Here is a 12,311-nt window from a genome sequence, read left to right on the forward strand (position 1 = left end):
GTGGCCGGTGGCCGGTGGCCGGTGGCCGGTCGTGCGGCGGTCAGTCCGTCTCGGTGAGCAGCTTCCTGCTCTCCTCGGCCATCTGCGGGAAGACGCTGCCGTTCTTCTGGTGGGCGAAGAACTGCTGCATCAGCGGCAGTACGGCCGCCTGCAGCGCCGTTCCGTTGGCGTAGGGGGAGTTGGGCAGCAGCTGGTGGGTGCGGTCCTGCTGGAGGAAGACGCCCAGGTCGACGCCCTGCTTGGCCATGGCCGCGACCGACGCCTCGGTCGCGGCCGGGATGGACGGCAGGAAGGTGCCGGTCCTCGAGGCCGTGCTCTGGCACTGGACCGACCCCATGTACGACACCCACGCCCACGTCTGGTCCGGGTGCTTGGTGCCCGACCAGATGACGTTCCCGTTGGCGTTGCTCACCGTCGCGCGGGTCCCGTCCGGGCCGGCGACCAGCGGGCCGGTGCCGACGTGCAGGCCCGGCAGCTTGTCGAGGGTCGCGGCCTCCCAGGAACCGCCGGAGTAGATCGCCACCTTGCCGGAGCCGAGCAGCTGCCCGCCGTCGGGCGCGTTCCCCGCGGAGGCGAACTCGCCCGGAGCCGGGGCGAATCCCTTGTCGGTGAGGTCGCGGAAGAAGTCGAAGGTCTTCACCAGCCGCGGGTCGTCGTAGGTGAACTCGGTCGGCCAGCTGGCCTTGTTGCCGGCCCGCCAGCCCAGCGAGGAGGCGAACGGCCGCCAGGTGGTGAGGCCGTTGAAGTCGTTGCCCACGGTCACCATGCTGCTGATGCCGTAGACCTTCACGTGGTGCTTGTCGAAGCCCGGCTGGTCGCCGCGGACTCCGTTCCGGTCCACGGTGAGGTGGGCCACCATCTTCTCGAAGGACCCGCCGTCGTCGGGGTTCCAGGTCAGGTGGTCCACGTCGGCCGCGGTGTAGCCGGCCTTCGCGAGCATGTCCGTGTTGTAGTAGAGCGCCGCCGACGCCCAGTCCATCGGCAGGCCGTACTGCTTGCCGTCGGTGTACTTCCAGTCGTTCACCCCGACCGAGAACGCGCCCATGTCGACGTGGCTCTTGTCGATGAACGAGTCGAGCGGCATCAGCTGCTTCAGCGACGCGTACTGCTGGAGGTACTGGACGCTGTTCATGAAGGCGTCCGGCGCGGTGTCCGAGACGAACCCCGACAGCAGCTTGGTGAAGTAGTCCGCGGAGTCGTACTGCGTGATCTTCACGTGGATGTCCGGGTGCGCCCGCTCGAAGGCGTCCGCGCAGCTCTGGTAGGCGATCGCCTGCTTGTCGTCCCAGGTCCACCAGTTGACGGTGGTGGTGCCGGAGCCGGCGCCCGCACCGCAGCCGGCGAGCGTGGCGAGGAGGCCGAGCCCGGCGAGCAAGGCGGCGGCCGAGCGTCGGCGCCCCGCGCGGAATGCTGTCATCGTTGCTCCTCGTCCTGCTGGTGGCGGTGCGGGTACTGGTGGCGGTTCTCGCGGGGGTGGGCGCGGCTCACTTGATGCCCGTGAAGCCGATGGAGTTGACGATGCGCCGGCCGAAGACCATGAACAGGGCGAGCATCGGCAGCGCGGCGATCACGGTGGCCGCCATCAGGCCCGCCCAGTCCGGCGCGGCCTGCGGCGAGGACTGCTTGAACACCCCGAGCGCCAGCGTGAGCGGCTTGGCGTGGTCGCTGCTGGTGACCAGCAGCGGCCACAGGTAGTCGTTCCAGGTGTTGATGAACGTCAGCAGCGACAGCGTGGCGATCGGCGCCGCCGTCATCGGCAGCGTGATGGTGAAGAAGATCCGCAGCCGGCCCGCGCCGTCCACGGTCGCCGCCTCCTCGACCTCGGTGCTCAGGCCGAGCATGAACTGCCGCAGGAAGAAGATGTTGAACGCGGAGAAGAACGCGCCCGGCAGGATCAGCCCGCCAAAGCCGTTGAGCTGATGGATGTCGCGGATGAAGATGAAGTTCGGCAGCAGGGTGAGGATGGCCGGCACCATCAGGGCGCCGAGCAGGATGTTGAACACCAGGTTGCGGCCGGCCCAGCGCAACCGCGCGAACGCGTAGGCGGCCATCGCCGAGCAGAACACCACCAGGGTGGTCTGCACGGCCGCGTAGATGAGCGAGTTGCGCAGGAACAGCGGGGTGTTGATGGCCGCGCCCGAGCCGCCCTGCGCCTCGGCCTGCGCCCGGCCGGCGATGCCCAGCGCCCGCTCGAAGGCACCCCAGGTGAAGTGGACCGGGAGCAGCGAGCCGGGGTCCGTCGGCATGGCAACGTTGTCAGACAGTGCGGTACGCAGGATCCACCAGAACGGGAAGAGCGTGACGAGCAGGATCACGCCGATGTAGAGCCAGGCGGCTGCCCTGCCGGGGGAGAAGCGGACCCGGCAGGCGCGTCCCAGGGCGGAGTCCGGGGCGGTGCGGGGCCGTTCCGGTGCGAGGACGGTCATGGCGCAACTCCTCAGGCGAGATCGGTCTCACCCGCGCGGGCCAGCCGCATCTGGGTGAAGGTGATCGCGCTGAGCAGGACGAACAGCGCGAGGGACATGGTGGCGGCGTAGCCGAAGTCCAGCTCGCCGAAGCCCTTTTCGTAGATGTACATCTGCAGCACGTTCGACGCGTTGGCCGGGCCGCCGCGGGTGGTGACCTGCACGATGTCGAAGACCTGGAACGAGCCGATCACGGTCAGCACGACCACCATGGCCAGGATCGGGCGCAGCAGCGGCACCGTGAGGCGGCGGAACATCTGCGCCTCGCCCGCTCCGTCGAGCCGGCCGGCCTCGTAGACCGACGCCGGGATGGTCTGCAGGCCGGCGAAGATCAGGATGGCGTTGTAGCCCATCGACTTCCACACGCTGATCGCGGCGAGCGTGGGGATGGCCCAGTGGCTGTCGCCGAGGAAGAGTGTGTGGCTGCCGGTGATCTTCTCCAGCAGGCGGCTGACGATGCCGAGTTGGGGGTCGAGCATCCACTGCCAGACCAGCGCGGAGACCACCCCGGAGATCAGGAACGGCAGCAGGATCAGGCCCCTGATGACGGTGGAACCGGTCAGCCGGTGCAGCACGACCGCGGTGACCAGCGAGATCAGCACGCCGGCGACCACCGAGAGGCCGACGAAGTAGGCGGTGACCAGCAGCGAGTGCCAGAACACCGAATCCCCGAACATCTCCCGCCAGTTGGCGAGGCCGACCCATTTCGGCGGGGTGAGGATGTGGAACGAGGTGAAGCTGTAGTACACGCCCTTCACGGCCGGATAGGCGAAGAACACGAGGAATCCGGCGACCGCCGGCGTGATCATCAGCCATGCGAGCTTCGCGTCCCCGCGGCGGGAAGAGGGCGACACCATCGTCCGAGGTGGCGTAGCCATGTCGGCTCCATTCAGTCAGGACGGTCCTGGCCAGGGGTGGGTGGGGGCAGTTCGTACCGGCGGCTTCGGGCGCCCGGACGGCGCCCCGGAGTGACCTCCGGTGATCTCTGGAGAGCACGACGACCCTAGGGAGCGGGGCAGCGCAGAACAAGGTTCTCGCCAATAATTTATGAATTAATCCGGCGGGGGTGCTTGAGCCGTACTTGAGACGTCGACCACAAAAAGACGTGCTATCGGTTCATCGCGATGAAATCGGTATATAACTTCCGAAGTGGTGCGCAATGCCCGTCAATTGATCACCACTCGGCGAAGTGACCTGTTTCATATGCTTCGCGGTAATTTCCCCCCTCGTTCTGTGGAGAAAGGTGCGTATTGTGGCCGCCTACCTGTGCCCCCCTGCGGTGATACACGGCGAGCACCCCGTCGAGACCGGCGAGATCCTTGCGGAAGTGCGCGACCGGCACCCGCACGCGCCGTGGCTGTCCCGGATCGAGGGCATCGCGGCCAGCACGGGTATCGACTCCCGGGGCTGGATGCTGCCGCTGGACACCGCCGTCGCGCCCACCGGCGCGGGCGGCCTGCAGATCCCCGGCGTCGCTCCCGCGCGCGAGGCGCTGGCCCGCGACGGGTTCACCGAGCAGGACGTCGACCGGGTGATCGCCGCGCTCGAGGCGGTACCGGCGGCGCAGACCGTGCAGGAGCGCACCGCGCCCGCCTGGGAGGCCGTGCAGGAGTACGGCGAGCGCGCGGCGCGCGGCGCCCTGCAGATCGCCGGACTGGACGCGGCCGACGTCGACTGCCTGATCACCAGCCACTCGACCACCCCGGCGCTGCCCGGGCTGGACGTCTCGCTGGCCAACCGGCTGCCACTGCGCGACGACGTCCTCCTGCTGCCCGCCGCGCAGTGGGCGTGCATCGCCGGCACCCGCTCCCTCGCGCTGGCCGCCGACCTGGTGGCCGCCGACCCCGACCGCGTGGTGCTGGTCGTGATATCCGAGGCCCTGAGCACCACCTACCAGCCCGCGGACGACTCGCTGGAGTCCCTGATCGTCCGGCTGCTGTTCGCCGACACCGCCGTCGCCGCGGTGGTCACCGGCCGGCCCCGGCCGGAGTCGGTGCTGCGGCTGGACACCGCCTGGCACCACACCCTGCCCGGCACCCAGGACCTGCACCGGCTGGAGACGCGCGCCGACGGCACCCACTTCGTGATGGACCGGCGCGGCCCGCGGGCGGTGCAGGAGACGGTCGTCGCGATGTGGGACTGGCTGCGCGGCCGGCACCAGGACGACGAGACCTGGCACCCCGACCTGCTGCTCGCGCATCCCGGCGGCACCCGGGTGCTGGAGTACATGGAGCAGACGATGCCCGAGGGCTGCCCGCCCGGGATCCTCGGCTACAGCCGCGACAGCTACACCAGCGGCAACCGCGGCGGTGCGGCCGTGTTCGACATCCTGCGCCGGGCCCACGACGACGGCCGCAAGACCGGCGACCGCACCGTGCTGTACGCCGCGGCGCCGGGCCTCACCGCCACGGCCATCGAGGGGGAGTGGCTCTAGGCGTAGGGGTGCAGGGGGCCACCTGGCGGTCCGCCGGGCGCCTCACCAGCTGAGCTCGGCCCACACGACCTTGCCGGTGTCGGTCCACCGCACCCCCCAGTGGCTGGTGAGGTTGTGGACGACGTACAGGCCGCGCCCGCTGTCGTCGAGCAGGCCGCGGCGGCGCAGCCGCGGCCTGCCGTTGCCCTTGTCACCGATCTCGCACAGCAGGCTGCGCCCGGCCTTGATCAGCCGCACCGTGATCGGCCCGGTGGCGAAGCGGACCGCGTTCGTCACCAGCTCGCTGATCAGCAACAGCGCGCTGTCCCGGGTCTCCTCCCGTGCCTCCCACTGCCGCAGCCGGGTGGCGGCCAGCGCGCGGGCCCGGCTCGCGGCGTCGGCGCGGGCCGGCAGCTCCCAGACCGCCGTGTCCCGCTTGCGGCAGCCGGACATGCGCGCCAGCAGCAGTGTCATGTCGTCGCGCGGGCGGTTGCGCGGGGCGAGGTCGGTCACCAGCCGCCGCGCGGCCCGCTGCAGGTCGTCCCAGGGATGGATGCCGCCGACCGCGTCCGCCAGCCTGTCGATGCCCTCGTCGATCGGGACGGCCGGGTCCTCCACCAGGCCGTCGGTGTAGAGCGCGAGCAGGGAGCCGGGCGGCGCGGCGAAGGTGTGCGTGTCGAACGGCTCCCGCACCGCGAACTCGGTGCCCAGGCCGGGGTGGGGGCGCACCGCGAGAACCGTGGCGGAGCCGTCCGGCAGCACCAGCACCGGCGGCAGGTGGCCCGCGCTGGACATCACCACCTGGTGGCTGACCGGATCGTAGACCGCGATGCAGCAGGTGGAACCGAGCGCGCTGTACCCGGCGACCAGGCCCGCGTCCGCGTCGTCCAGGAGCGTGACCGTCTCGGCCAGGTGCTCCAGCACCTCGTCGGGCGCCAGCCCCGCCGACAGCAGCGCCCGGGCCTCCATGCTCAGCTGGCCCATCGCCGCCGCGGCCCCCAGGCCGTGCCCGACCACGTCGCCGACCACCAGCGCGGTCCGCCCGTCCGGCAGCGGGAAGCTGTTCACCCAGTCACCGCCGACCCCTGCGCTGTCGGGCGTGGTCGGCTGGTAGACGCTGGCGACCTCGATGGCGTCGCTGCCGGCCCGCGGCAGCAGCCGGCGCTGGAGCGCCAGCACCTGGGCGTGCTCGCGCTGGTGCTGACGGGCCAGGTCGATGTGGTGCGCGGTCCTGGCCGCCAGTTCCTGCAGGTCGAGCAGCTCGCTGTCCAGGAAAGGGCGGTCCGGCCGGCGCCAGATCTCCGCCACGCCCAGCACGATCGGCGCCTTGCCGTCGAGACTCTCCAGCACCAGCGGTATGCACGCCAGACTCGCCGGCCGGTCGCCGGGGATCAGGGCCCGCACCAGCCGCGGATCGCGCAGCGCCCGCTCGATCGCCCCCCGGTCGGGGATGACGATCGGCTGCCCCACCTCGTCGCGCCGGACCGCGAAGGCCAGCAGCCGGCTCGCCTCGCGCGGGAGGTTGTCCCCGGGGGTCAGGTAGCCGTCCGGCCAGGCCATGTCCGGCACCAGCGCCGCGCGCCGCAGCCGGATGCGCCCCTGCGGGTGCTCGGTGACGGCCTCACCGGTCCACACCCCGAAATCGAGGTCCACCGCGGCGACGTCGCCCCAGGCCAGCAGGGACTGGGCAAGGGACCGCGCGGTCTCGCCGATGTCCAGCGAGGTCCCGATCGCGTTCTCGGCGGCGTACAGGTGCAGCCGCTTGGCCATCGCGATCAGGGAGACGGTCAGGCCCTCCTGCGACGCCGCGGCGGGCAGGATGCTCATCGAGACCACCAGCTCGGTCCCGTCGTCCCGGCGCAGCCGCTGCACCCGGGCCACGTGGGCCTCCCGGGTCTCGATGACCTGGCGCAGGCGCCGCGTGACCGTCGGCACGTCCCCGGGGGGCAGCAGCTCGGCGAACGGCTTCCCCGGCGCGATCGTCAGCCCCTCGAAGGCGGGCGCGTCCATGCGGACCCGCGTGATCCGCAGGCCGCGGTCCAGGTCGACGGAGCCGAGGATCTGCTCCTGGCCGCCGGGGGAGTCCTCGGCCGCCGCGGTCCCGGACCCGCCGGAGTCGCGCACGGCGGCAGGGCCGGCCGACGCCGTGCGCGCCTCCCGCCCGTCGTAGTTCCCCAGGGCACGGGTGACCTGGTCGGACGGCAACGAGGACGAGGGAGATGGTGTGGAGTCCATGCGCCTCTCTCAGCTCGCCGGCCCCCGGTGCGGGCCGGAGGCATGCCCGGGCTTTCCCTGCGAAGAAGCCCCGAGATCCCCTCCCGCACACCCATTGAATAACACTCGTGGCCGCTCTGCCTGTACGCGGCGATCACCCAACGGAATCCTGCCGTCACGGAATGCGTTTCCCGCCGCCTCGGACGGGGTTCCCGGACGGCCCGGCGTGAATTCCGGGCGGGCCGCGAGAACTCCCCGACCTGCCCTTCTCCCGGTGAATTGGCGGAGTGGGACACGGGTCACCCGTATTCGGGAATGCGCCGGATTCCGCGGGCGGCGGTGCGGCTCTTCCGGGTCCGTTCCGGATCCTTCCGGGTCCGTTCCTCGTCCGTGCCAGGGCGGTCCCCGGAGGCCGTTCCGCGTCATGGTCCGGGCGGCGCGGAGAGGCTGCTCATCGTGCCGGTCCGATGGAGGGATCCGGTCGCGGCGCCGCACCGAGTGGCTGAGCGTGCCGGTGGGCGGCTCCCACCGACCGGAGCTGGGGAATTGGGGAAAGGGCTCGTCAACACCCGGGCGGAAATCCCCCCGAGAGCGACCGGTGGTCCTCCGGCCGGCTCTCCCTCGCCGCCGCTGCCTCCCGGCGGGCCCGGACCGTACGGCGACGCCGCCGCGCGGCGGATCGCGGAGGGAGGGTGCGTTCGCGTACTCCCGGGGCGAGGGGATCGTCGAACCCGACCGGCGGCGGGCCGGGTTGCCCGGCCCCGCCCGCACGGCGGCGCGCCCGCGGTTACGGAGCCGAGGTGCCCTGCTTGAGGCGCCCGGCGACGGTGTCGAGCAGTTCGTCCGACAGCTCGGGATCGGCGACGGCCCGCGCCATCAGCATGGCTCCGACCAGGGCGCTCAGCGTGACCATGGCGTCGGCCCGGTCCTCCGCCCCGGCGCCCGGCGCGCCGATCAGATCCAGGTAGCCGCGCACCTGCTGCTCGTACGCCTCCTTGATCCCGGTGCCGCCGCGCCCGGCGGCCGCACCGAGGGTGACCAGGGCGCAGCCGGTGCCGGGGGAGTCGCGGTGGCGCGCGCTGAGGTAGGCGTCGATCAGCCCGTCGCGCGGCCGGTCGGCGTCGGCCCGGGCGGCGCGCGCCATCGCCTCCTCGCCCTCGGCCAGCGCCAGCGCCGCGGCCTGGTCCATCAGGTCCTCGCGGGAGCCGAAGTGCTTGTAGAAGCCGCCGTGGGTCAGGCCGGCCTCCTTCATGAGCGCCGCGACCCCCGGCTGCTCCATGCCTTCCTCGCGGATCCGCCGTGCCGCCACCCGCAGCACGCGCTCCCGCGACTCGGCCTTCTCGGCCTGGGAGTGGCCCATTCCTGCCTCCTTCCGCGCGCCGGGCCGGTCCGCGCCGGCACACCATCTGGATGATGGCAATCATACACATCACCTCCCGTAACGGGCGGAGGCGCTTGCCATTCAGGATGATCTGCATCATCCTGAATGTGGATGACGTAGATACTCCAGATGCGAGGGACGATCATGACCGCGACCTACGACCCGAGCCGGACCGCCGTGCTGCTCGTCGACCCCTACAACGACTTCCTCTCCGAGGGCGGCAAGATCTGGCCGCTGCTGGAGGGCATGGCCGCCGAGCTGGGGCTGCTGGACAACCTCCGCGGTGTCGTCGCCACCGGCCGGCGCGCCGGGATGCAGATGGTGTTCGTCCCGCACCGCCGCTGGCAGGAGGGCGACTACGAGAACTGGGACCACCCCAACCCCACGCAGCAACTGGTCGCCCAGCACCACACCTTCGCCAAGGGCACCTGGGGCGGCGAGTTCCACCCCGACTTCCGGCCCGCCCCGGGCGACGTCGTCGCTAAGGAGCACTGGGGCCAGAGCGGGTTCCCCAACACCGACCTGGACTTCCAGCTCAAGCAGCACGGCATCACCCACGTGATCCTCGCCGGGCTGCTCGCCAACACCTGCATCGAGTCCACCGGCCGTTACGCGATGGAGCTGGGCTACCACGTGACGCTGGTGCGCGACGCGACCGCGGCGTTCAAGCCCCAGATGATGCACGCCGCCCACGAGTTGAACGGCCCGACGTTCGCGCACGCGATCGTGACCACCGCGGAGCTGGCCGCGCTCGCCGGCTGAACGCGGGGAAGTGCGGCTTCGTGCGGCCCGGTTCACCTCAGACCGTGATCCAGTGGCGGAGCTTCTCGGGGTTGCGGACAACCCAGATCCGCGTGATCCGGTCGCCCGCGACGTCGAACGCGAACACCGTCACCACGAGTCCGTCCTCCTCCGCCACCAGGCCGGGCCGGCCGTTGACCGTGCGCTCCAGCAGCGTCATGGAGTCGCGTCGGCGGCGGGCGAGTTCGGCCCAGGCGTGTGCGATCCGGATGCCGCCGACGATCGGGTGCAGGAAGGTCGTGGCGAGGCCGCCGCCGTCGGCGACCGCCCTGGCGTCGGGGTCGAGCAGGCCGATGAGCGCGTCGATGTCCTTGGCCTCCCACGCCTGCTTGAAGTCCCTTACGACGCGGGCGCGTTGGGCCGCCGCGGTCGGAACCGGCCGCGAGGCCCGGACGCGGCGGCGGGCCGAGGAGGCCAGCTGGCGGCAGGCCGCGGGGGTGCGGCCGACGATCTCGGCCACCTCGGCGAAGGAGTGGCAGAAGACGTCGTGCAGCACGAACACGACGCGTTCGGCCGGGGTCATGGAGTCGAGCACGACCAGGAGGGCCAGGCCGACCGACTCGTCCAGCGTGACCCGGTCGGCCGGGTCGGAGGTGCTGCCGCCCGGCTGCCCCGCGCCCCACTCCGCACGCTCGGGCAGCGGCTCGGGGATCCACTCGCCCACGTAGGTCTCCCGCCGGGCGCGGGCGGAGCCGAGCAGGCTGAGGCAGATCCGGGCGGTGACCGTCGTCAGCCAGGCGCCGGGGGAGACGATCGCGTCCTTGCGCTGCGGTGCCATGGACTACCAGCGGGCGTAGGCCTCCTGGACGGCGTCCTCGGCCTCGGCCGTCGACCCCAGGAGGCGGTAGGCGACGTTGATGAGATGGCGGCGCTCACCCATGATCGGGTCCTGGACCGGATCGAAGTGGCCGGGTGCCGGCCCGGAACGGGTGGTCATGGTGCCGGCGGCTCCCTGTGTCGTGTGTCCCCTCACCTGTTCGACAACGCGGCGCGCCGGAATGTGAGGCGGCGCGGCGACCTCACATTCCCGGGGGCTGCCGGGTCGTACCGGTGAGACGTGACCATCATCGAGCGACAGGGAAGTACAGGGACACCATGACGACCTCCATGCCCGCACCACAGTTCGCCGACCCGGCGCCCGCGCAGCGCCTGGAGCGGGCGGCCGCCGCGCTGGCCGCACACGGTTTCACCGTGGAGATCCTCGACGACGTCGCCGCCGCGCGTGCCCGCGTCCAGGAGCTGGTCCCCGAAGGCGCCGCCGTGTTCACCGGGGCCAGCGAGACCCTCCGGCTGTCCGGAATCGAGGCGGACGTCAACACCGGCGGACGGTACGAGGCCATCAGGCCGCGCGTCCTGGCCATGGACCGCGCCACCGAGGCCGACGACATCCGGCGGCTCATCGGGGTTCCCGACGTGATCCTGGGCAGCGTCGCCGCGCTCACCGAGACCGGCTCGCTCGTCATCGCCTCCGGCAGCGGCGCCCAGTTGCCCGCTTACGCCGGCGGCGCCGCCCGCGCGATCTGGATCGTCGGGGCGCAGAAGGTGGTACCCGACCTGGACACCGCGCTGCGGCGGGTCGAGGAGCACTGCCTCCCGCTGGAGAGCGCCCGCACCCAGGCGGCCCACGGGTGGCCCAGCGCCGTCAACCGCCTGCTCGTCCTCAACGCGGAGCCCTACCCCGGCCGCGGCACGGTCCTGCTGCTCCGCGAGGCGATCGGGTTCTGAACCGGCGCGGGGCCGGCCGTCCTTCCGCCGACACGCCAGACGGCGGCCGGCCCCACGCCCCGGACCGGCCGCTGGACGACCGACCTGCCGGGAACCCGCACGACCTGCCTGCCGGGAACCCGCACGACCTGCCTGCCGGGACCTGCCGGAAGGGCTGCGAACCCGCGGGAAAAGCTACGAGATTCGAAGAACCCCGTCGCGTTTCCGGCGCCGCGCCTATCGTGGTTCCCGGCCGGCCGCGTCCCGGCTCCACGGACCTGACGTGGCGTCATATCCCTTGGCAGACAGAGGAGAACGCCTGATGTTGAGCCCCTCGGAGGCCACGCAGCCTCACCCCGAGAGACCCGGTACCGAAGCCGTGACGGCCCACGCGTGGTCACGGTCCCGGCTGCGCCGGCGCGTCGTCCCCCTCGGCGTGGCCGGCGCCGTCGTGCTGGCGGGCCTAGCGGTGCACGCCGCGTCCGCCTCGCCGTCCACCGGTGCGCTGATCTCCGAGGTGTACGGCGGCGGGGGCAACTCCGGTGCGGTGTACACCGACGACTTCGTCGAGCTGGCCAACGCCGGTGCGTCGCCGCTGGATCTGGGCGGCTACAGCGTGCAGTACCTGCGGGGCACGCCGACCCCGACCTCCACCTGGCGCGCGACCCCGCTGACCGGCACCCTCGCCGGAGGGGGCCGGTACCTGGTCCAGGAGTGGGGCAACACCGGTGGTGCGGCGCCCCTCCCGGCCCCTGACGCCACCGGCACGATCAACCTGTCCGCCACGGACGGCACGGTCGCCCTGGTCTCCGGCACCGCCCCGCTCACCTGCTTCACCGCGGCCGCCTGCGCCGCCGACCCCCGGGTCCAGGACCTGGTGGGCTACGGCACCGCGGTCGTGCACGAGGGCGCCGGCCCGGCCACCGGGGCGGGCAACTCCGCCTCCGTGGCCCGCGGTGGCTCCCTCGACGACACCGACGACAACGCGACGGACTTCACCGTGGGCCCGCCGACCCCCCAGGCATCCACCAGCAGCACCGGCGGCGACGACGGCGGCACGGTGGGCGTGACCAGTGGCGCTGATGATGGTGGGACGGTGGGTGTGACGACGGGTGGTGACGATGGTGGATCGGTCGGTGCGACCGGTGGTGGCACGGTCAGTGGTGTGACGGGTGGGGCGGATGACGGTGGGACGGTGGGTGTGACGACCGGCGGGGATGACGGTGGATCGGTCGGTGCGACCGGTGGCGGCACCGTCAGTGGTGTGACGGGTGGGGCGGATGACGGTGGGACGGTCGGTGTGACGACCGGCGGGGATGGCGGTGGATCGGTT

At 72.0% G+C, this 12,311-nt stretch carries 9 protein-coding genes and 1 pseudogene; 4 read left to right on the forward strand and 6 right to left on the reverse strand.

Translation table 11 applies throughout. The features are described 5' to 3' along the window. Positions 1-40: 40 nt before the first annotated feature. The 3 genes from C4U44_RS34355 to C4U44_RS34365 form a co-directional block, all read right to left on the reverse strand. On the reverse strand, positions 41-1,417 hold the full coding sequence (locus C4U44_RS34355) for an ABC transporter substrate-binding protein (protein WP_103890019.1): 1,377 nt from the start codon (positions 1,415-1,417) through the stop codon (positions 41-43). A 67-nt stretch (positions 1,418-1,484) separates the two neighbouring features. Continuing rightward, positions 1,485-2,426, reverse strand: coding sequence for a carbohydrate ABC transporter permease (locus tag C4U44_RS34360; RefSeq protein WP_103890020.1), 942 nt, complete (start codon positions 2,424-2,426; stop codon positions 1,485-1,487). A gap of 11 nt (positions 2,427-2,437) precedes the next feature. Then, entirely contained in the window at positions 2,438-3,343 is a 906-nt protein-coding gene (locus C4U44_RS34365) for a carbohydrate ABC transporter permease (protein WP_103890021.1), read from the reverse strand. A 374-nt stretch (positions 3,344-3,717) separates the two neighbouring features. Between C4U44_RS34365 and C4U44_RS34370 the strand changes: the two genes are divergently transcribed. Beyond that, entirely contained in the window at positions 3,718-4,899 is a 1,182-nt protein-coding gene (locus C4U44_RS34370) for a beta-ketoacyl-[acyl-carrier-protein] synthase family protein (RefSeq protein WP_103890022.1), read from the forward strand. 42 nt (positions 4,900-4,941) lie between these two features. On the opposite strand, the gene C4U44_RS34375 is transcribed toward C4U44_RS34370, so the two are convergent. Both C4U44_RS34375 and C4U44_RS34380 read right to left on the reverse strand, forming a co-directional pair. Continuing rightward, a complete protein-coding gene (locus C4U44_RS34375) occupies positions 4,942-7,113 on the reverse strand; it encodes an ATP-binding SpoIIE family protein phosphatase (RefSeq protein WP_103890023.1) in 2,172 nt (723 codons plus the stop codon). Between the two features lie 766 nt (positions 7,114-7,879). Beyond that, positions 7,880-8,452, reverse strand: coding sequence for a TetR/AcrR family transcriptional regulator (locus tag C4U44_RS34380; RefSeq protein WP_103890024.1), 573 nt, complete (start codon positions 8,450-8,452; stop codon positions 7,880-7,882). A 150-nt stretch (positions 8,453-8,602) separates the two neighbouring features. Between C4U44_RS34380 and C4U44_RS34385 the strand changes: the two genes are divergently transcribed. Beyond that, positions 8,603-9,235 carry an isochorismatase family cysteine hydrolase gene (locus tag C4U44_RS34385; RefSeq protein WP_235032573.1) on the forward strand — a complete coding sequence of 211 codons (633 nt, stop codon included), beginning with the start codon at positions 8,603-8,605 and terminating at the stop codon, positions 9,233-9,235. Positions 9,236-9,272: 37 nt separating this feature from the next. On the opposite strand, the pseudogene sigJ reads toward C4U44_RS34385, so the two are convergent. Beyond that, positions 9,273-10,211: pseudogene (gene sigJ / locus C4U44_RS34390) on the reverse strand (RNA polymerase sigma factor SigJ). A gap of 170 nt (positions 10,212-10,381) precedes the next feature. Between sigJ and C4U44_RS34395 the strand changes: the two are divergent. After that, positions 10,382-10,999, forward strand: coding sequence for an LUD domain-containing protein (locus C4U44_RS34395; protein ID WP_235032574.1), 618 nt, complete (start codon positions 10,382-10,384; stop codon positions 10,997-10,999). A 358-nt stretch (positions 11,000-11,357) separates the two neighbouring features. After that, the coding region (locus tag C4U44_RS34400) for a lamin tail domain-containing protein (RefSeq protein ID WP_235032575.1) at positions 11,358-12,311 on the forward strand (954 nt) is incomplete at its 3' end.

The organism is Actinacidiphila yanglinensis (genome assembly GCF_900107965.1).
Taxonomy (GTDB): Bacteria; Actinomycetota; Actinomycetes; order Streptomycetales; family Streptomycetaceae; genus Actinacidiphila; species Actinacidiphila yanglinensis.